Origin of the sequence: Bacillus sp. EU52, from assembly GCF_037964975.1 — a bacterium.
Lineage (GTDB): Bacteria > Bacillota > Bacilli > Bacillales > Bacillaceae > Bacillus > Bacillus subtilis.
On the sequence record NZ_CP150177.1, the window covers coordinates 3,135,299 to 3,155,919 of the forward strand.

A 20,621-nucleotide genomic window follows, 5' to 3' on the forward strand; every position below is an offset into this window, starting at 1 on the left:
TTTTATAAATAATCCGCGTTTGGCAGCACTTGCTGGCTGCGGGTTGTGAGCAATTTCTGCCATTCTTCGATCGTTGGGCGTTCAGCCAATTCCACGAAAGTCACCTCTACCCCTTCACGGCGCCATTGTTCCACCAATGTCATGATCCTTACCGAATCAAGACCTCGATCGAGCAAATCCTCTTGATTTGTGATGTCTTCCGGTGTTTCTTGTAGAAGCTCAGCAATTTGTTTACGGATATTCTCACATGTAAACACGTTCTTTTTGCCAGTGTTTGCTGACGTTTTTTGAACGTCTGCCGGCGCATTCTGCAGCTGATCAAGAAGACTGTCAGTCATCACGGTAAACGCACAGCGTCCAGCCGCATAGTCCAGCGCCATTTGATGTTTTTCTAATGAAAAATCAGCAACTGCATCTCCCACAAAAAAGGCTTTAATATCTTCCATAAATGCTTCGCATGCTGTAACAAGACAGCCGATATGGGCGTAAATTCCTGTAATGATCAGCTGATCGCGTCCCTCTTTGCGCATCATTTCAAGCAGATTCGTTCTCTTAAACGCGCTGTATCTCCATTTTGTCAGCACAAGATCATCATCCTCCGGTGCCAGCTCGGTTATAATTTTCTCCTCATAAGGACCGCTGTTTAATCCCGGGCCCCAAAAGTCTGTCAGCAGCGCACGGTCATCCGGATTTTGGCTTCCCGGCTGTGCGGTATAGACAACAGGAATCCCAAGCTGAACACATTGATTCTTCAGCTTTCGTATATTCGCTGAAAGCTCTATTACCGGAGATGCTTCCGCTGTGAAAGCATCGACAAAATAGTTTTGCATATCGTGTATTAATAGGACCGCCCGATTTGGATCAGGCACCCATGAGACTTTGTTTTGCGGCATATCAGATGCTGTCGGCATTTGATACGGCTGAATGGCAGGTATAGCCATATGAACACTTCCTCTCAAATTGTTGATTTATTTTTTTGACCCTGCAAGAAGTTTCTCGGAAATAGCTTCACGAAGAGCCTTTTTGCTTACCTTTCCTACCCCTGTCTGCGGAAAGGATTCGACAAATTCAACTCGATCAGGGATTTTATATGCCGCCAGTCCGCGCTCTCTCAAAAATGCTTTAAGCTCTGCGGCTTTTGGGGCTTCATCCCGGGGAATAATGAACACACAAGATCTTTCGCCAAGAAATTGATCAGGCATGGAGACCATTGCTGCATCATGGACAGCCGGATGCGCCAGCAGATGATTTTCTACCTCTTCAGCCGCAACCTTTTCTCCTCCACGGTTAATTTGATCCTTCGCCCGGCCTTCAACGACAATATAGCCGTCTCGTGTCAGCCTGACGATATCACCCGTACGGTAAAAACCGTCCTCAGTAAATGAAGCGGCGTTATGCTCTTCTGCCTTATAGTAACCGCGAATTGTATACGGTCCCCGCGTCAGCAGATGGCCTGTTTCACCAAGTTTTACGTCGTGATCATGGTCATCCCAAACACGCACTTCATCATATGGGGACATCGGTTTTCCTTGAGTGTTGACAATGATCTCCTCAGGATCATCCAATCTCGTATAATTGACGAGACCCTCTGCCATTCCGAACACCTGCTGCAGCGTGCAGCCGAAAACAGCTTTTACTCTGCGCGCGGCTTCAGCACTAAACTTGGCACCGCCGACCTGCAGCACTTGAAGGCTGGACAAATCATCACGGCGTGAGGATGCCGCATCCATCCATACCATCGCAAGAGGCGGAACAAGAGCGGTTATCGTGACCTTTTCCCGTTCAATTAAAGGAAATGCGTCATCTGGACTTGGAGAAGGAGATAATACCACTCTTCCTCCAGCGTATAATACGCCGAGAACGCCAGGTGAGCTCAGCGGATAATTGTGTGCCATCGGCAGCGCGGCCAAGTACACCGTGCTGTGGTCGAGCCAGCAGACCTCCACACTCCGCTTCAGGCTGTATATGTAGTCATCGTGGGTCCTCGGAATCAGTTTCGATAGCCCGGTGCTCCCGCCAGAAAGCTGGAGGAACGCCACATCTGAAGATTTGACTTCAGGCAGTTTTACAGGTTCTGTATGCAAATCCTCCAGCGGCAAAAATTCCTCTGCCTCACCTGCGACAATGATGTTTTTCAAAGTCGGCAGCTTGCTTTGAACCTGTCTGGCAAGCGAACGGTAGTCAAAACCGGAATATGCGTCGGGAATGATATATGCAGCCGCTTCAGCAAACTCGCAAAAATATGTAATTTCACTGCTTCGATGAGAAGGCAGTGCGAAGACTGGAAGCGCCCCCAGACGGAATAGCGCGAAAATAACTTCAAAAAACTCTTTGATATTTGGCAGCTGCACCACAACACGATCCTTCTGTTGAATGCCGAGCTTCTGAAATCCGGCAGCCAGGCGATCAGCCCTTGTGTCCAGCTCTCGATAGCTCCAATGGGTGTTTCCGCATGTAATGGCAATGCGATCACCATATTTGGCTGCCCGGTCCCTTAACAAATCTCCAAACGTCTCACCGGCCCAGCAGCCGTTCTTTCGATAGGTCTCAGCTAACTCATCAGGCCAAGGCGTAAATCCTTTCAGCATGTTGTATCCCTCCAGCAATTCATTCTGTTCATATGTGATCCACGCCCATTGCCCGCAGCATTGTCCGAAACTTTGCGGACGTCTCCTGAAGCTCGTCCTCAGGCTTTGAACCGGCCACAACACCAGCTCCAGCATACAGGCGGAGTGAGCGTTCTTCTGCTTCTGCACAACGGATGGTCACGATCCATTCTCCGTCACCGGCATCGTCACACCATCCGACCATGCCGGTAAAGAAACCGCGGTCAAATGGTTCAATGCTGAGAATCGCTTCTCTTGCAAGATCAGTCGGTGTTCCGCAGACGGCTGGCGTCGGGTGGAGCGCCGCCGCCAATTCAAGTGCGGTTACAGACGGATCGGAAAGCTCTCCCTTAATCACGCTGGACAGGTGCCACATCGTTTCCGTTTTGATCAGTGAAGGCTTCTCCGGAACCTCCAGCGTCCGGCAGAAAGGTCTCAGCGCAGCCGCAACCGCGTCAGCGACAACCGCGTGCTCATGAAGATCCTTTGCGGAAGAAAGCAATTCAGCTGCCCGGCGCTGGTCTTCAACAGGATCATTACTGCGCGGCCTTGAGCCGGCTAATGGGTTGGAAACGACCTGTGTTCCCATCCTTGAAACGAGAAGCTCCGGACTTGCTCCGAGCAATGTTCGGCGGGGAGACGTTTCCTCCTGACTGGACACGTCTGCGGCAAACGTGTAGCCATGCGTGTTATGCTGAGCCAGATGGCGAAGCAATTCATCCGTCTGAATCGGTTCAGGCGATGTCAAATGCAGTGATCTGGACAGGACGATTTTGCTGAGTGTTCCATCGGCAATGCGCGCCAGCCCTTGTTCAACACCATTTTTATAATCCTCAGGTTCAGGAACAGGCTTTATGTGGTATGTATGCCCAGCCTGCTGTTCCTTTTCCTCATGATCAAATTGAAGCGGTCCTGACCAGCGCACTTCTTCAGGTACAACGAGCCGCGCTGGTTTTACTTGATCAAAAGGAACGGCCCCGACAACAAGCGGCCGGCTTTGCCCTGATTGTTTTGCCTGACGCAGCGTCTCTGCAATTCGGCCAGAAAGGGTTTCCATTTGGTTTTGCCCGTCTGCCTCCGGTACGATTTCACATATACCTTTCGCTAACAGTACACGATGAGGAGACGCTAAGAAAAAGGCGCCCGGCTGATATTCATGAAGCAAATGCTCCGCTTTTGTTTCTGTTATAACGTTTTGATCCAACATTCTCATGAACCTCCTTTAAATTCAGTTACACGCCTAAGGTCGCGCCGCCATCTACGCATAAATTATGCATCGTAATATGCCCTGCCTGGCCAGAAACCAAAAAGAGCACCGCATCCGCAATATCCGAAGGCTTGGCTAGTTTTTTGAGCGGGATCCCTGTTTTAAATGTCTCAAGTGATCCTTTTATGACTTGCTCCGCTCCATTCTCGTCGGCCCATAATGACCACTGCATGTCAGTTTCCGTTGATCCGGGAGATACAATGTTGCAGCGAATATTGTATTCTGCAAGCTCAAGGCCAAGGCATTTCGTAAACATCACAGCCGCAGCCTTTGAAGACGCATATGCCGCCATAGATGTTCTTGGTACACCGGCAGCATTCGATCCGACTGTTACAATCGAACCTGATCTTCGGTCCATCATATATTTGCTGACTGAACGCGAGGCGTTAAATACGCCAGTCGAATTCACTGAGAACGTCGCCTCCCATTCCTCATCGCTAAGCGAATGGATCAGTCCCGGGCGAAGGACACCCGCTACATTCACTAAAATATCAATCGGCCCCATTTCACGTTCGATGCGCGCCGTGATCTCGTCAATCGCCGCGCTGTCTCTCACATCCGCAGGAAAAGCTTCTGCATGGCGGCCTTCTGCTTTGAGGCTGCTCACAACCTTTTCCAGCTTTTCAGGATTATAATCAACTGCCGCAATATGTGCGCCTTGACTGGCAAGCGTCCGCGCAACAGCTTCGCCTATTCCTTGGGCAGCCCCTGTTATAAAAGCAATTTTTCCCTCTATACTCTTTGCATTCATATCATCAATTCCTTTCTTCGTTCTAAATGCCAAACAGACATCCAGCGAAAAAGACTGCTGCGCCTTGAAAAACGCAATCTATTGATAATGATTATCATTATCAATTATAAAAATAATCATATCCAAATGTCATGTGACAGTCAAATATAATTTCAGTGACAAATATTTTTTTAAAGGCAAGGCTGAGTATGTCTCAGCCCATTGAAAGATGCGGTCCGTCAGGGTGAAGCGCAAAACGCAGCGCCCTGCTGACCAAAACAGGAAGAACTGAAATATGTCCTTCTCCTGAAAACTCGCAAAATTCTGCCCGTATGCCTTGTTCAGATAAAACGGCCAGCCGCTCATAAAGCTCCCTTGCATTATCATTCATCCGGCTTTTATGATGCTGCTCTAATTCTCCTGCGGCAAGCAGGATATTGATAGGCTGATTGTTTTTCTTGGTGAGAGAGACGAAATGGTCCGTTTTCTCGAGAATAAACGGTTTATTCCAATGAATGGACGGACTTCCTGCGATATACGTTTGAAACGCATCGGGCTTTGTTAGCAGCACCTGCAGCACGAAAAGCCCTCCGAGCGAATGGCCAAAGATTGTTTGTCTTTTTTTATCAATCTGGTAATCTCGTTCTATCTCCGGTTTTAAATCCTCTTCAATAAATCTGAAAAAGCCCTCCGCTCCGCCATGCTCCGGCCACTCTCTGCCGTCGGGCCTTTCCGGCAGCTTCGATTGGGCTGTTGGCATTGTAAAATCCCGGTGGCGTGCTGAAGAGAAAGGCTCCGCTGTCTCATAGCCAATGCCGACGATCACTGCAGGGATCACCCCGGTTTTTTCGGGTCGGCGTCCCTGTAATCGAACGGCTTCCGTCATCGTTCCGAAGACAGAATTGGCATCCAGCAGATAAATCACAGGATAACCAGCGGGTGGCGGCGGCGTACTAGGTTTCGAGATAAAAATGTGATAGGTACGGTTTTCATTGCGTGAAGACATCATACGCACTTCCGTACCAGGAATCGTAAATGCGTTTGATGTCCCGCCATTTGTCCGGTCTGTTGTTTGCTCTTTCATGCAGTACGACATTCCTCTCCTTAAACTAAACCGCAATGTATGATAATGATTTTCACTATCAACTAGACACCTCAAATAATAGGTTTTCTTCCAAAGAAAGTCAACTTTTTCCCGAATAAAAAAGGTACCTTGATCAAATAAGGTACCTGCAGACTAACAATATGGAAATAAAAACCTAATAAAGATGCGGATTGTCCTATTTGAAATAGAACCTTAATCCCATGTAAATCTTTGATTTTGCCAAGGATCGCCTCTCATGTGATAACCATTCCGCTCCCAAAAGCCAGGGTGATTTTCTTTCGTAAATTGGATACCGCGCAGCCACTTGGCGCTTTTCCAAAAATACAGATGCGGAAATACACCCCGCAGCGGAAAGCCGTGTTCAGGGGTTAAAGGTTCGCCATTATGCGCATAAGCCAGAAGGGAAGTTTCCGCTAAGAAATCATCAAGCGGCAGATTGGTCGTCCAGCCCTCTTCAGCATGTAAAATGACGTAGCCCGCTTCTTCTTTTACACCCGCTTTTTCCGCTATATCACAAGCCCGCACGCCTTGCCACACATTATCAAGCCTTGACCATCCCGTGACGCAATGAATGTCGTTTTTCGATTCATACCGTGGAAAGGCTTTGACATCTTCAAAGCTTAGCAGCATCGGATGGTCAACCAAACCGTATACTTGAAGATTCCATTTCGTCATATCTTCGTAATATGGGACATCTCCGGTATGAAGCACAGGAAATGAAGTGGTGACGTTTTGATTTGGCGGCACTCTTCCAGATTGATCGGACTGTCTTGTTTTTCCGAAATACATATGGGCCTCCTTTTTGTTAACCTAAATTAAAATCATGTTGACAATCTTTTTGTTCTTTATTACTCTATGATTGTGTATGTCAACCTAAGGGGGAACAACGATGAAACAACGTAAACTTCGTGCGGGAGATATGGCGCTGATTGGCATGTTCGCCGCACTTATGGCTGTCGGGGCCAACATTACATCAGTAGCACCCTTTTTACAAGTAGCCGGCATTCCGCTTTCGATGCAGCCGTTTTTCTGTCTCTTGGCAGCTTTGCTTCTTGGCAGCAAACGGGCAGCGATTGCCATGATTGTATATGCACTTGTCGGATTGGCCGGAGCGCCTGTGTTTGCTCAATTTTCAGCAGGCTTCGCACCGTTTGCAGGGAAAAGCGGCGGGTTTATTATCTCATACATTCCGGCAGCATTTGCAGCGGGATGGTTTTTAGAACGAAACATTCAGCCAAGTAAAATTCGATTTCTCATTGCTTCACTTATCGGAACGGCGATCATGTATTTCATCGGCACTACCTATATGTATCTTGCACTGAAGCTGTGGATTCATACGCCAGTGAGCTACGACACGGCTTGGGGCTTTATGATTTGGTTTATGGTAAAAGATACAGCGCTGGCTGTGATACTGTCGTTTATCGCACCAGCAATCTACCGCTCTATTCATAAAGCAACCGGCTTTAACAGAAATCACATATCATCTACGTAAAAAAACCGTCCTATTGGACGGTTTTTTTATCATAACGAGAAAAGGCTCCCCAGTAAAGGGGAGCCTTTTTCCTATAAAACAAGCGCTGCAATCCATCCAAAGATGACAAGCGGGATATTATAAAATATAAATGTCGGCACACAAGTATCCCAAATGTGGTGATGCTGGCCGTCCGCACTCAAACCTGAAGTCGGCCCAAGCGTACTGTCACTGGCAGGTGAACCGGCATCGCCAAGCGCAGCAGCAGCCCCGATAATCGCAATCGTTGCCATCGGGCTGAATCCAAGCTGCATGCATAGAGGCACGAAAATGGTTGTGATAACAGGAATGGTCGCAAAAGAAGATCCGATCCCCATTGTAATTAATAAGCCGACAATGAGCATCAGCAATGCGCCCAAGGACTGACTGTGTCCGATAAAACCAGCTGACGTTTTGACCAGTGACTCGACATCTCCGGTTTTCGTCAATACGTTTGAAAACCCGGCTGCAACAAGCATGACAAAGCCGATAAAGGCCATTAAAACCATTCCATCAGTAATCAGTGAGTCCGCTTCATCACGCTTCATCACACCGCTGACAAACAGAACAATCAGACCAGCGAGCGCCCCCATAATCATTCCTTCTACTCCCAAAGTCTGAGATAAGTAAAGCTGGACGCCGAGTGACACAACAATGGCTAGAACCGCGATACCAATACTTTTTCTCGTATATGGCGATGCTTCTGCACCTGAAATGTCTTTTGTTTCATATTGTTTCGGTTTACGGTATACGATCACTGATAAAATAAGGCCGACAACCATACCTGCAACTGGAATAATCAGTGCGTACGGAATATCAGCAAGCGGAACGTTTAACCCGGCATCCGCCATATTGTCCTTCAGCATGCCTTGGAAGATTTGGCCGAAACCCACCGGAAGCAAAATATAAGGAGCCGTTAAGCCAAATGTAATTACACACGCGATCAGACGGCGGTCCATTTCAAGTTCATTAAAGATTTTCAAAAGCGGCGGAATCAGCACCGGGATAAACGCGATGTGAACCGGAACGACGTTTTGCGAAAAACAAGATACAATTAAAATAATCAGCACAATCAGCACCTTAGACAGTGCTTTTTTTCGAGAATCTTCTTTATTTCCGATTAATTTAACGGAGGCTTCCACCATTGCGTCCGGAAGACCCGTTTTCGTCAAAGCGGCGGCAAACGCGCCAAGCATGGCATAGCTGACTGCAACGGTGGCATTTCCACCGAGACCGTCTGTAAAAGCTTTAACCGTTTCGCCAAGACCGAGCCCGCCTGTTAACCCGCCGGCCAAGGCGCCTATAATTAATGCGATAACAATATTGACACGCAGCAGGCTTAATACAAGCATAAGCAGGACTGCGATGACGACTGCATTCATGATGATACCCCTCCAAAAATCCTTTAGTTTGCTAATGTAGTAGATAAATAAAGTACGAACGTATCGTATCATAACCGATCCACTTTAGTCAACTAAAGATTTCGGAAGAAAAAATCCCTGCCGCATCATACAGCAGGGATTTTTCATTACTCGTTTTTATCTTCTTCCAATGTAAATCGCTCCGCAAGTGTAGCCAGTGTTCTTGCCATAACGCCAGTAGCCCCGGCCGGCCCGAAGCAGGTTGCTTTATTGGCAGTCGCTGTGCCTGCAATATCAAGGTGAACCCAAGGTGTTGACTCAGCGAATTCACCAAGAAACGTTCCCGCCATAATCGCATGTCCCTCGCGTCCCGGTGAATTGTTGAGATCCGCCATTTGGCTGCTTTTCACGCGTTTTTTATCCTTCTCTGTTATCGGCAGCTGCCAGATTGCCTCGCCGCACTCTTGTGCAGCATCAGCTACCTGCTGGTAAAAGCTTTGATCATTTGTCATTGCACCGGTTGTTTCAGTTCCTAATGCCACAACGACGCCGCCGGTAAGCGTAGCTACATCGACAAGAACTGACGCGCCATGCTGTTTCGCGTATGTAATGCCATCTGCAAGCACTAGCCTTCCTTCAGCATCCGTATTAAGGATTTCTATTGTTTTTCCGCTTAAAGATACGATCACGTCATCCGGCTTCATGGCCCCGCCGGAGATCATATTATCGGTTGATGGAATAACGCACAGCACGTTTTGCTCAGGACGAAGCTCTCCGATCGTTTCCATAGCACCGAGAACCGCAGCAGCTCCTCCCATATCTGATTTCATGCCGACAATTCCAGATTTCGTTTTAATGGAGTAGCCGCCTGTGTCAAAGGTAATTCCTTTCCCGACTAGTCCGACGACGTCTTCCCATTCCTTTTTGCCCTGATATTTCAACACAATCATTTTCGGCGGTTCGGTGGAGCCTTGGTTTACCGCAAGTATTCCGCCCATACCGAGCTCTTCCATCTCTGATTTCTCCAATATCTCACACTCAAAATCATATTTCGCCGCAAGCTCTTCAGCATACGAAGCGAGGTCAGTCGCTGTCAGCATGTTTCCCGGCATATTCACAAGCGTTCTAGCCGAATTTGTCCCTTGTCCGTATGCCTGGCCGACGCGAAGCCCGGCCTGCACTTCCTGTGTATCTTCATCTGTTACAACATACACGGCTTCAATTTGTTTGTCAGGCTCATTTGATTTGTGCTTATAATCCTGCACCTCATAGGAAGCAAGCAGGCAGCTCTCAGCTAAAGCATGAGCGGCATCGGCTGGAGGCACGTCTTCCGAAATAAACGTATCAAGCAGAACAGCAGTTTCTTGTTTTCGATCTTTATGAATGGCTTGAAAAACATGAGCAAAACGTTCCTTCGCCTGTTCAAACGAATAATTTGCTTCTCTCCCCAGGCCAACGAAATAAATCCGTTTCATACCCGCAGAAGATGGAGGGAATACTTTTGATACTTGATTCGGTTTCGCAGAGACATCACCCTCTTTTAAAAGCTGTGTCAGATGGCCTTCGAGCATTTCATCAATTTCCAACGCTTTTCCTGTCAGCTGGCTTTTTTGAAAAAGCCCGACCACAAGGGTTTCTGTATGCTCTGATTGTTGAACCGCATAAAACATGAGGCTTACACTCCTAACGTAATGGGTATTTGTAATGAACAATGGTATAATAGGAAAAACATTCTTTCCACTATACTTATTTTAACAAACAACAGTCTAAGACTTGCTTTTTTCTTTTGAAACACGAAGGATTTTTCAAATAGAAAGGATGTCGCCGATGGAACTTTTAACGAATTTTCCTTTATTATCAAGCCTGGCCGCAATTATTTTTGCCCAGGTCATCAAAGTGCCCATACAGTTTATCGTGTCCAGAAAACTGGACTGGTCGCTGGTCACAAGCACAGGCGGCATGCCGAGCTCTCACTCCGCAGCGGTCACTGCACTTTCAACAGGCGTAGCCTTGGAGCATGGATTAGACTCCTCACTCTTTGCGGTTTCCGCCATTTTCGCCGTCATAACCATGTTTGACGCAACTGGCGTCAGACGTCACGCCGGTGAGCAGGCAACAGTCATTAATAAGCTTGTTATTGATTTTAACCGTTTCGTAAATGAAGCGAAGGACTTCCCTAAGGCTGCAGAGAAAGAAAAGCAAAAAAAGCTGAAAGAGCTTCTCGGACATCAGCCGATCGAAGTCTTTTTCGGAGGACTAACAGGTATTTTACTGACATTGGTACTCGCTTACTTTTTCATGTAAAAAAACGCTCCTGCTTTCGCTGGAGCGTTTTATTCTTTCACAGTTTTATATTGATTTCTGAACACTTGCAAAGATTTTGTTTCATTGAGCTTCTCAAGCTCATCCTCGGTAATCTTTCCCGTTCCCTTTTTAATCACATATACATCAAGGGTTTTTTTGCCCCATTCATTGTATACATCTTTGACTGTCTCAAAGTACAGATCAAGGCGGTTTCCCTTAATAGCTGATCCTGTGTCGGCCACAACTCCGAGACCGTAGTTCGGAATGAATAAAATTGTTCCGATCGGGAAAACGGACGGGTCAGCAGCAACCGTGGAATATAAATCCCGTTTCACTTTCACACCTGAATATGTAAGCCCGTATAATGGATCACCAGGATTTTTGCCCGTCGACTCAGCTCCTGCTGTGTAGCCTGTTGCTGTTACTCTTTGGACTGGATATTCATTCCAATCAAATGCCTCTTCTAACGGTTTTGTTTTATCCTCAGCCGCGGACGTGGTTTGTGTTTGTTTCTGCTGCAATGCTTTTAATGTCAGTCCTGCATGCTTCAAGTGCTTTTCCTGATGTTCCTGCACCCATTTTGACAAGTCCTTCGCTTCAATTCCTGACACTGATAAAAATGTCGTGCCAAATGCAAGCAGAAATAAACAGGTCATCAGCAAACGTCTGATCATATTCAACATCATTCACCTCTCCTCCGAATCATTGTTCCCAAGTGGAGAGAGCATTATTCAAAATGGTGAATGAGCTGAACGCATAAAAAAAGCTTTCTTTAGAAGAAAGCGGCATTTAAAACATTTGATATCCTCTTTTTCTGAGCATGTTGATCGCTATACCGGACACGATGGCGCCGGCCAAACCGCTGACTAAAATCAGCACATCAGCAGCCGCTAATGATAAGACACGATGAAACAGGCTGGCAAAGGATTCTCCCGGCGACTGGACATAGCTGATCAGCTTTTCTTTGCTGATAATGAAAAGGCATACAATTGGATAAATCACAGCCATAATCCAAGACATTCTCAGCAGCATGTTTAATAAGAAACCGATTCCAAAAAACAAGACAAAAAACAAAACAATTGAGATGATTACGACTGGCAGACTAATCAACCTATTCCACCCCCCTGCGTTGTTTTTAGTGTAACGCGGGGGCTGAAATAAAGTCAACGGCTGGAAAAAGAATGACTGTCTTTTCCTGTCCCCTGGCAAGACGGACAAGTCTCTGAACCGCCGAGAATCAATTGAAAATATCCTTTCCCTGAACAAAATGGGCATGCATGTGAAGCGGTTGTCGTTGCAGTTTTCATCTAATCATCACCCTTTTTCTTAATTTTCTGATAATATACCATATCAAGCTGTCAACAATAAAGTCAGATCATGTGACAAATCTTTTGATGTAAGCGGAAACATACTTGTTTTCCTCTCGTTCTCTTTTTATTTTGGCGTTTTTTAATAAAGAAAACCCGCTTCCGCGGGTTTTTAGAAAAACTTGAACTTGCCTTTTTTCAGTGTCAGTCCGAGTCCGCCAATCATAAACAGCGAGCGGTTATCAATGACTTTTTTCATAAACGAAGCCGGCGTGCCTTTCAGCTTTCTGCCATAAACAACCCCAACCGCGTTATGCTCGCCAAGAGAAGCCACTGTTCCCTTAATGTCCGGCTTGAATTCCTCAAGCTCTCCGCCTTTAATAAGCCTGCCAAGGTTTTTAGCGACCGTTATGCCCTGCTGCATTGCAATTTGCGCAGTCGGCGGATACGGGCGCTCTGTATCTTCATTCATAAACAGCGAGCTGTCGCCGAGAATAAAGACATTGTCATGTCCCGGGGCGCGGAGATCAGGGTTGACTTTGACTCGGCCGCGCATATTCTCAAAACCGGCTTCCTCCACAATCGGATGGCCGCGGACACCTGCCGCCCAAACAACGGTTTGCGATTTGATCTGCTCTGGTTCCTCATCTTTTTTGCCGACTCTGACTCCTTCCGGGGTACATTCTTGTACAGCCGTGCCGATCTTGAACTCAACTCCGTTTTCCTCAAGATAATGTACGGCGTAATCAACAAGTTCCGGATCAAAGCCCGGCAAAACGGTCGGCGCTGCTTCCACACAAATGATGCGGACAAGGCTTCTGTCAACGTCATATTCCTTACAGAGCTCCGGCACGCGAGCAGCCAGTTCGCCAAGAAATTCAATTCCCGTAAATCCGGCACCGCCAACAACGATCGTTAACCTGTCCGGCCGTTTTTCCGCTTCCGTATTGTAAGTCGCAAACTGCAGCTCAATATGTTCCCGCAGCAGGCGCGACGTGTTGATGTTGGCAATCGGAAACGCATATTCTTTTAAGCCTTTAATGCCGAACGTTTCAGGCACGGCGCCGAGCCCGATGACTAAATAATCGTACTGCAGTTCTCCATTCGCAAGCACAACTTTTTTATCATCAATTTTGATTGCCTTTACGGTATCCTGTACAAAATTCACCCGTGACTGGTTGATTACATCTTTTATCTGATAACGGCAGCGGTCATGATGGAGCGTACCCGCGCTCGCTTCATGCATCCATGTCGTTTCATAATGATAATTGTGTTTATTTACAAGCGTAATGTCAGCATCATTCGGCCCGACATACTTCGTCAGCCTTGTCACCGTCATCAATCCGCCATATCCTGCACCTAAAATCACGATTTTGGGCTTATTCAATGCCATCACATCCACCTTCTCTTTTTTTGCTTTTGTTAGACCCATAATAAAATCATCATTTGTGTTAGCTTCAGCTTATTGGCGGGATTTTATGAAATATATTGAAAAGTTTTTTGTGAAGTCCTTACCCGTAGCACTATTATCATGTTTATCCGGCTGGCCCAAGAAACATTCAGAAAAAGATCATTTCATTTGGTTATTATCGTAGCGGCCTGCGGAAATATTTTCAAGAACGGATGGGCACGTTAGATCCTTACGATTTTTTCTGCTGACTCGTCAATTTGAACGGCAATATGGTATAATTAATAACAATTTTCATTTAGGAGGCAATTTTCGTATGCGAGAGGATACAAAGGTTTATGATATTACAATTATAGGCGGGGGACCGGTCGGCTTATTCACCGCTTTTTACGGCGGGATGAGACAGGCAAGCGTCAAAATTATCGAAAGCCTGCCTCAGCTCGGCGGACAGCTTAGCGCCCTATACCCTGAGAAGTATATATATGATGTAGCGGGATTCCCGAAAATCCGTGCGCAAGAGCTTATCAATAACCTAAAAGAGCAAATGGCGAAATTTGACCAAACCATTTGTCTGGAGCAAGCGGTTGAATCTGTTGAGAAACAAGCGGACGGCGTGTTTAAGCTTGTAACAAATGAAGAAACCCACTACTCTAAAACGGTCATCATCACTGCAGGAAACGGCGCATTCAAACCGAGAAAGCTGGAACTTGAAAATGCCGAGCAGTATGAAGGCAAAAACCTCCATTACTTCGTTGATGATCTGCAAAAATTCTCCGGCAGACGCGTTGCGATCCTTGGCGGTGGAGATTCCGCGGTTGACTGGGCGCTTATGCTTGAGCCAATCGCAAAAGAAGTATCGATCATTCACCGCCGCGACAAGTTCCGCGCGCACGAGCACAGTGTGGAAAACCTTCATGCGTCGAAGGTTAATGTCCTGACACCATTCGTCCCTGCGGAGCTGATCGGCGAAGGCAAAATCGAACAGCTAGTGCTTGAAGAAGTGAAAGGCGACCGCAAAGAGATTTTAGAAATTGATGACTTAATCGTCAACTACGGTTTCGTTTCATCTCTTGGACCGATCAAAAACTGGGGCCTGGACATCGAGAAAAATTCCATTGTCGTGAAATCAACAATGGAAACAAATATCGAAGGCTTCTTTGCAGCAGGTGACATTTGTACATACGAAGGAAAAGTCAACCTGATTGCCAGCGGCTTCGGTGAGGCACCGACAGCAGTGAACAACGCCAAGGCTTACATGGACCCGAAAGCCCGCGTACAGCCTCTTCACTCAACAAGTCTTTTTGAAAATAAATAATAAAAAAAGAGAGCTTGTGTCTGCGACACAGCTCCTTTTTTATTTGAAGATATTTATATAATTCAATGCAGTTCCTACAACCAGCGCAATCACAAGGGCTGCGACTACCCAGATCATTGCCATAATAATGCGGTCCTGAATCTTTTGGGACTTCGGTGTTTTTTCTTCGTTTTGGGCCATCTTATTCGCTCCTTTCCCATGTCCATGCCATAAAGAAAGCCTGGTGCTGAACGACCAAGCTTTGCTGAACGTATATCATTCGCGTTTTGATCCGCTCTCTAAGACCATTCGTTAAAACTATGATACCTAAACTCACCCTGCATGACAAGCTTCGGCACTTGCACCACACCTGCCAGCAAATCATAATGTTTGACATCCTAAATAAAACAGAGTACATTATAGAAGGCGAACATTTCATATATTATACTTTTAAATATTCGTTTTTAGGAGTGAAAACCATGGAAAACGTATTTGATTACGAAGATATTCAGCTAATTCCTGCAAAATGCATTGTAAATAGCCGTTCAGAATGTGATACATCCGTACGTTTAGGCGGACGTACATTTAAATTACCCGTCGTCCCTGCCAATATGCAGACGATTATAGATGAAAAGCTAGCGATTCAATTAGCCGAAAATGGCTACTTTTATGTCATGCACCGATTTGAGCCTGAGACACGAATTGATTTTATTAAAGATATGAACGCACGCGGGTTATTCTCTTCTATCAGCGTGGGCGTCAAAGATGAGGAGTATGAATTTGTCCGCCAGCTGGCAGAAGAAAATCTGACTCCTGAATACGTGACAATTGACATTGCTCACGGGCACTCAAATGCTGTCATTGAAATGATCCAGCACCTTAAAAAACATTTGCCGGACAGCTTTGTTATTGCTGGCAATGTCGGAACGCCAGAAGCGGTCAGAGAGCTTGAAAATGCGGGAGCGGATGCCACTAAAGTCGGCATCGGACCGGGAAAAGTATGTATTACGAAAATCAAAACCGGCTTCGGCACAGGCGGCTGGCAATTAGCAGCGCTGCGCTGGTGTGCCAAGGCTGCCAGCAAACCGATTATCGCGGATGGCGGCATCCGCACCCATGGCGACATCGCAAAATCAATCCGATTCGGCGCAACGATGGTCATGATCGGTTCACTATTTGCCGGACACGAAGAGTCGCCAGGCCAAACGATCGAAAAAGACGGAAAGCTTTACAAGGAGTACTTCGGCTCAGCCTCTGAATTCCAAAAAGGCGAAAAGAAAAATGTCGAAGGCAAAAAAATGCACGTGGCGCATAAAGGCTCAATCAAGGATACACTGATTGAAATGGAGCAGGATCTTCAATCTTCTATTTCTTATGCAGGCGGAACAAAACTTGACGCCATCCGCAATGTGGATTATGTGATTGTGAAGAATTCCATTTTTAATGGGGATAAATATTAATCATAAAAAAACGCCAAGTCAGCGGTTCTCCGCTTGAGTTGGCGTTTTCTGCTACTTCTTCAGCAAAGTAAGCTTATATTTGCTTTTTGAATTTATCTTCCATCAGTTCTGCCATTTGTTTTGCATTTGGATTTTCTTCATTTTGCAACTGTTCAATAATGTTCATATAATCCGTTTCATTTCGGTTCTGGCTTAATTTATATGCCGCTTGTATATCTTCCACCTTAATCTTAAATCCAACGATACCTTTCAATTCACGTTCTAAGAGTTTTGGAGAAAGCTTATCCCATAAAACAGGATTGTCACGATGTTTTTCGTATTTCTCCAGCATGATTGTTAATTCTTCTGCTAATTCATCTTTCTCTAATATACTTGCTTTTCCATACATGTGGACAGCCTGATAATTCCACGTCGGAACATTTTCACGCGAATACCAGGAAGAAGAAATATAAGCGTGCGGTCCCTGAAACATCACAAGCACATCTTCACAGGCTTCAAACGTTCTCCACTGAGGATTTCCATAAGCGAAATGCCCCGTAATATAGTAATGATCGTCTTTTTTATTGAATCCTAACGGCAAATGTGTGGCAATTGGTTTTCCTTGTTCTGTTGTGACAATCGTACCAAAGGAGTTTTCTTGTACAAAATTCCAAATTTCTTCAGCATTTGTGACTTTAAAATATTTTGGAATATACATCATCATCCACCCTTCGAAAAATATTATATGAGCGTTTTAGCCATGATTAAATCCGTTTGCTCTTCATCACCCATATAAAAAGAGTGGGCGCCGGTCTGAACAAACCCCATTTTCTTATAAAAGGCAATGGCATTTTCATTTTTTTCCCACACACCTAGCCAAATGTTCTTTTTATTACGTTCCAGCGCAATTTCTATCGCTTTATTCAGCAGATGTTTGCCAAGCCCATGTTTTTGAAAGCTGTTCTTTATATAAATTCTCTCGATTTCAAGTGATTCAGCACCCATTTCTTCAGACTGAGCATCATCGATATTGACCTTTACATATCCAGCGATTTCATGATCAAAGTAAATAAAAAAGAATTGCGAAGACATATTGGATAACTCTTTTTCCAGCTGCTCAGTGTTAAATGCGCTTTCTAAATAGGCTTTCATATTTTCAGGTGAGTTCTGTTCTTTAAAAGTGTCATTGAATGTTTCAATACTCAATTGTTGAAGTGTTTGTAAATCTTCCCGGCTGCATTTTTTCATTTTTACACTCATTGTTAGGATTCAGCCCCTTTATTTTAAATTCAATTGTCTAGTGTCCCTTTTATATATTTAAACACAGAACAGATACTGGCCTTGTTACCATTCCAAAAATCTTCTTCATCACCAACTCCCTATCGTGATTTTGTTGTAAATGCAATAAAATATACTCCGCATTAAATATAGCGTAACTTTGCTGTATTTACAACAAAAATCAAACAACAAAGCAGCGTTTCTCTTGCCGAAGTCCCCGGAACTCTCTGCATCATTCCCCATAATAAAAACGCCTCCCTTAACGATAATTTATCGCTAAGAAAAGCGTCAGTAATAGTTGCTATCCGTTTTTAGTGCCTAGCACTCTTCAGGCTTGCCTGCATTCGTTGCTGTTCTGAACGAAGAACCGCAGCCGCATGAAGCGATGGCGTTTGGATTGTCGATGGTGAAGCCGCCGCCGAGCATGGATTGTTTATAATCAATCACGGTGCCGTTCATGATGTCAAGGCTTTCTTTGTCAACTAGAACAGTGATGCCGTGCTGATCAAACACACTGTCTGATTCACTCTTTTCATGCTCAAAGCCCATGCCGTAAGAAAGTCCGCTGCAGCCGCCGCCTTTGACGCCTACACGCAGAAACGCGTTTTCTTCTTCATGCTCTTTCATCATATCTTTTATATGCAAAGCAGCTGCTTCTGTAATTGTTACCGGGTTGCTCATCATTGTGAACCTCCTTTTAAAAACCGGTTGCTGTCTTTTATTATAAACATGATCGTTCCAATTCTCAAACAAGGTGTTTTACAAGAAATAGACACCCTCACAAACGGTTTCAGCCGGCCCTGTCATCATTACATGGCCGTTATCTTTCCAGTTTATCACCAAATCCCCGCCTGCTAAATGCACCGTGATGTCTTGATTTCGCTTTGATACGCCGTTTAATACAGATGCGACTGCCGCTGCACATGCTCCTGTCCCGCATGCCTGAGTAATCCCTGATCCCCGTTCCCAGACGCGGAAATGCAATTCTTGTTCATTCACGGTTTCAACGAATTCCACATTGATGCCTTCTGGAAATCTCGGATCTTTCTCAATCACCGGCCCCAGTGTCGTTAAGGGTGCCTGTTCAATGTCTGCGATCGGAAAAACGATATGCGGATTTCCCATTGAAACGGCAGTGCCTGTTAGTTCTACTTCACCAAATGCCATCGTTTCATTGATTGTGTGCTCTTCCCCGCCGTCAAGCATCGGAAGCTCGGATTTTGTCAAGCGCGGTTCGCCCATATCGACAGTGACCACATTCACTTTTCCGTTTTCGACTTGAACCTCCGCTTTCACAAGCCCGGAGAGAGTTTCAATCAGAAAAGATGTTTCCTCAACTAGCTTATGCTCATATGCGTATTTTGCGACGCAGCGCAGGCCGTTGCCGCAGTTTTTCCCTTCAGATCCGTCATTATTAAAAATCCGCATTTTAACAGGCGCTTGGTCTGATGGGCATATCAGGATCATTCCGTCGGATCCGATCCCTGTATAAACAGAAGAAACCTGAATTGCAATCTCTGGCAGTTTTTCTTCTGGAAGCTGTTCTTCAAATTGATTCACATAAATATAACTGTTTCCCAGGCCGTGCATTTTGGTAAATCGAAATGAGTTCATAGGTGCCTCCAACTTTTTTTCTTTTTCTTAGTATAAAAGCTATTATAAGCGGACACAATACAATTATCCCCCGTTTTTCATACATAAAAGCTCCTTGCACTGACGCAAGGAGCTTTTATCGTTTATATAAACATGCCGGCAATGGCTGCGCTGAGCAGATTGGCTAATGTTCCTGCAAGAACAGCCTTCAGGCCGAGACGCGCGATATCTGAACGGCGGCTGGGTGCTAATCCGCCCAGCGTACCAAGCATAATCGCAATTGATGAAAAATTGGCGAATCCGCATAACGCGAAACTGATAATGGTAGCAGTTTTCTTAGAAAACTCGCCGATGTGCGGACCGAAGTTAGAATAAGCGACAAACTCATTCAGCACCAATTTCTGGCCGATATAGCTTCCCGCCTGCAATGCTTCATGCCAAGGCACGCCAATCAAAAAGGCGATAGGAGAAAACACATAGCCGAGAATGGATTCTAATGTTACGCCTTTTAAACCGAACAAGCCGAAAGCCCCGCCGAGAATACCGTTTACTACAGCGATTAACGCAACAAACGCAAGCAGCATCGCCCCAACGTTTAACGCAATTTGCAGTCCTGTTGACGCTCCCTTTGCCGCTGCGTCAATGACATTGGCTGCGCCTTCGCCTTCATCCATTTTGAAATCGCTTTTTACGGTTTGCGTTTTTTCCGTTTCGGGTATAATCAATTTACCAAAGACTAGTCCAGCTGGAGCAGCCATAAAGCTGGCCGCCAGTAAGTATTCAATCGGAATACCGAGAAGCGCGTACCCAAACAAGGTAGATCCCGCTACTGCCGATAGACCGCTCGTCATAATCGTAAACAACTCAGAGCGCGTCAGCCCGGCAATCAGGGGTTTGATCACTAACGGAGATTCTGATTGTCCTACAAAAATATTGGCAGCCGCCGCCAGAGATTCCGTTTTGCTTGTTCCAAGGAGCTTCGACAATCCGCCGCCAATGACACGGAAAACGAGCTGCATGATTTTCAAATGATATAAAACTGCAATCAGTGCTGAGAAGAAAATGATAACGGGCAGTACACTTAATGCAAAGGCCGGACTGTCTCCGACCTTTAGAAGCGGTCCAAAAATAAAACTGATGCCTTCATTCGCATAGTCAATCAGAAGCTGTACACGGCTTGAAAACCATAAAAAAACAGCGCGTCCCGCTTCCCATTTCAACACGATGTATCCAAACGCCACCTGTGTGCATAAACCAACGATGACGGTTCTTATCTTAATATTGCTTTTCTTTTCTGAAAATAAAAACGCGATAGCAATGATCGCAACTGCGCCCAGCAGCCCCCACAGAACATTCATGAATACTCGTACACCTCTTAAATTTTATTTAAAAAAATATCTTTTATACGATAACAATAAT

General features: G+C 45.6%; 22 protein-coding genes. 4 read left to right on the top strand and 18 right to left on the bottom strand.

All coding sequences use genetic code 11. The annotated features are described in order from the left end of the window. Positions 1-2: 2 nt before the first annotated feature. The 6 genes from NSU05_RS16125 to NSU05_RS16150 all read right to left on the bottom strand — a co-directional run bounded on the left by NSU05_RS16125 (position 3) and on the right by NSU05_RS16150 (position 6,497). Positions 3-941: an isochorismatase gene (locus tag NSU05_RS16125; RefSeq protein ID WP_038429551.1), complete on the bottom strand. Its 939-nt coding sequence runs from the start codon at positions 939-941 to the stop codon at positions 3-5. A 27-nt stretch (positions 942-968) separates the two neighbouring features. After that, complete coding sequence (locus NSU05_RS16130) at positions 969-2,588, bottom strand: (2,3-dihydroxybenzoyl)adenylate synthase (RefSeq protein ID WP_038429552.1); 1,620 nt, start codon at positions 2,586-2,588, stop codon at positions 969-971. A 28-nt stretch (positions 2,589-2,616) separates the two neighbouring features. After that, the gene (dhbC, locus tag NSU05_RS16135; RefSeq protein ID WP_038429554.1) at positions 2,617-3,813 is read right to left on the bottom strand and encodes an isochorismate synthase DhbC; all 1,197 of its coding nucleotides are present in this window, start codon (positions 3,811-3,813) and stop codon (positions 2,617-2,619) included. Positions 3,814-3,838: 25 nt separating this feature from the next. Continuing rightward, positions 3,839-4,624, bottom strand: a complete 786-nt coding sequence (locus tag NSU05_RS16140) for a 2,3-dihydro-2,3-dihydroxybenzoate dehydrogenase (protein ID WP_014480725.1) — start codon at positions 4,622-4,624, stop codon at positions 3,839-3,841. A 193-nt stretch (positions 4,625-4,817) separates the two neighbouring features. Then, complete coding sequence (gene besA, locus NSU05_RS16145; RefSeq protein ID WP_038429555.1) at positions 4,818-5,687, bottom strand: ferri-bacillibactin esterase BesA; 870 nt, start codon at positions 5,685-5,687, stop codon at positions 4,818-4,820. Positions 5,688-5,900: 213 nt separating this feature from the next. Then, complete coding sequence (locus NSU05_RS16150; protein ID WP_003228739.1) at positions 5,901-6,497, bottom strand: sulfite oxidase-like oxidoreductase; 597 nt, start codon at positions 6,495-6,497, stop codon at positions 5,901-5,903. Between the two features lie 100 nt (positions 6,498-6,597). Here NSU05_RS16150 and NSU05_RS16155 point away from each other — a divergent pair, with 100 nt between their 5' ends. After that, a complete protein-coding gene (locus tag NSU05_RS16155) occupies positions 6,598-7,200 on the top strand; it encodes a biotin transporter BioY (protein ID WP_038429556.1) in 603 nt (200 codons plus the stop codon). 71 nt (positions 7,201-7,271) lie between these two features. Here NSU05_RS16155 and NSU05_RS16160 read toward each other — a convergent pair whose 3' ends face one another. Both NSU05_RS16160 and NSU05_RS16165 read right to left on the bottom strand, forming a co-directional pair. Next, complete coding sequence (locus NSU05_RS16160) at positions 7,272-8,600, bottom strand: Na+/H+ antiporter family protein (RefSeq protein ID WP_003228736.1); 1,329 nt, start codon at positions 8,598-8,600, stop codon at positions 7,272-7,274. A 146-nt stretch (positions 8,601-8,746) separates the two neighbouring features. After that, entirely contained in the window at positions 8,747-10,249 is a 1,503-nt protein-coding gene (locus tag NSU05_RS16165) for a leucyl aminopeptidase (RefSeq protein ID WP_015251314.1), read from the bottom strand. Between the two features lie 157 nt (positions 10,250-10,406). Between NSU05_RS16165 and NSU05_RS16170 the strand changes: the two genes are divergently transcribed. After that, a complete protein-coding gene (locus tag NSU05_RS16170; protein ID WP_003244337.1) occupies positions 10,407-10,883 on the top strand; it encodes a divergent PAP2 family protein in 477 nt (158 codons plus the stop codon). Positions 10,884-10,912: 29 nt separating this feature from the next. Here the strand turns inward: NSU05_RS16170 and spsC are convergent, their stop codons facing one another. The 4 genes from spsC to NSU05_RS16190 form a co-directional block, all read right to left on the bottom strand. After that, a complete protein-coding gene (spsC, locus tag NSU05_RS16175) occupies positions 10,913-11,569 on the bottom strand; it encodes a stationary phase survival protein SpsC (RefSeq protein WP_015251313.1) in 657 nt (218 codons plus the stop codon). Positions 11,570-11,672: 103 nt separating this feature from the next. Continuing rightward, the gene (locus NSU05_RS16180; RefSeq protein WP_003243877.1) at positions 11,673-11,993 is read right to left on the bottom strand and encodes a YuiB family protein; all 321 of its coding nucleotides are present in this window, start codon (positions 11,991-11,993) and stop codon (positions 11,673-11,675) included. A gap of 53 nt (positions 11,994-12,046) precedes the next feature. Next, entirely contained in the window at positions 12,047-12,190 is a 144-nt protein-coding gene (locus tag NSU05_RS16185; RefSeq protein ID WP_003243733.1) for a YuiA family protein, read from the bottom strand. Positions 12,191-12,362: 172 nt separating this feature from the next. Further along, entirely contained in the window at positions 12,363-13,583 is a 1,221-nt protein-coding gene (locus NSU05_RS16190) for an NAD(P)/FAD-dependent oxidoreductase (RefSeq protein WP_033881474.1), read from the bottom strand. A 331-nt stretch (positions 13,584-13,914) separates the two neighbouring features. On the opposite strand from NSU05_RS16190, the gene yumC reads away from it, so the two are divergent. Continuing rightward, a complete protein-coding gene (gene yumC, locus NSU05_RS16195) occupies positions 13,915-14,913 on the top strand; it encodes a ferredoxin--NADP reductase 2 (RefSeq protein WP_015251312.1) in 999 nt (332 codons plus the stop codon). A gap of 39 nt (positions 14,914-14,952) precedes the next feature. Here yumC and NSU05_RS16200 read toward each other — a convergent pair whose 3' ends face one another. Next, positions 14,953-15,093: a hypothetical protein gene (locus NSU05_RS16200; protein ID WP_003228723.1), complete on the bottom strand. Its 141-nt coding sequence runs from the start codon at positions 15,091-15,093 to the stop codon at positions 14,953-14,955. Positions 15,094-15,371: 278 nt separating this feature from the next. Between NSU05_RS16200 and guaC the strand changes: the two genes are divergently transcribed. Next, the gene (gene guaC / locus NSU05_RS16205) at positions 15,372-16,352 is read left to right on the top strand and encodes a GMP reductase (protein ID WP_029725886.1); all 981 of its coding nucleotides are present in this window, start codon (positions 15,372-15,374) and stop codon (positions 16,350-16,352) included. A gap of 73 nt (positions 16,353-16,425) precedes the next feature. Here guaC and paiB read toward each other — a convergent pair whose 3' ends face one another. The 5 genes from paiB to NSU05_RS16230 all read right to left on the bottom strand — a co-directional run bounded on the left by paiB (position 16,426) and on the right by NSU05_RS16230 (position 20,560). After that, positions 16,426-17,049 (bottom strand): protease synthase/sporulation negative transcriptional regulator PaiB, encoded by a 624-nt coding sequence (paiB, locus tag NSU05_RS16210; RefSeq protein ID WP_033883910.1) that lies wholly within the window; start codon positions 17,047-17,049, stop codon positions 16,426-16,428. Positions 17,050-17,072: 23 nt separating this feature from the next. Next, on the bottom strand, positions 17,073-17,591 hold the full coding sequence (gene paiA / locus NSU05_RS16215; RefSeq protein WP_003244000.1) for a spermidine/spermine N(1)-acetyltransferase: 519 nt from the start codon (positions 17,589-17,591) through the stop codon (positions 17,073-17,075). Positions 17,592-17,927: 336 nt separating this feature from the next. Beyond that, positions 17,928-18,290, bottom strand: a complete 363-nt coding sequence (locus NSU05_RS16220) for an iron-sulfur cluster assembly accessory protein (RefSeq protein ID WP_003244166.1) — start codon at positions 18,288-18,290, stop codon at positions 17,928-17,930. A 78-nt stretch (positions 18,291-18,368) separates the two neighbouring features. After that, entirely contained in the window at positions 18,369-19,223 is an 855-nt protein-coding gene (gene dapF, locus NSU05_RS16225; RefSeq protein ID WP_038429557.1) for a diaminopimelate epimerase, read from the bottom strand. 122 nt (positions 19,224-19,345) lie between these two features. Beyond that, entirely contained in the window at positions 19,346-20,560 is a 1,215-nt protein-coding gene (locus NSU05_RS16230) for a NupC/NupG family nucleoside CNT transporter (RefSeq protein WP_003228710.1), read from the bottom strand. Positions 20,561-20,621: the final 61 nt, after the last annotated feature.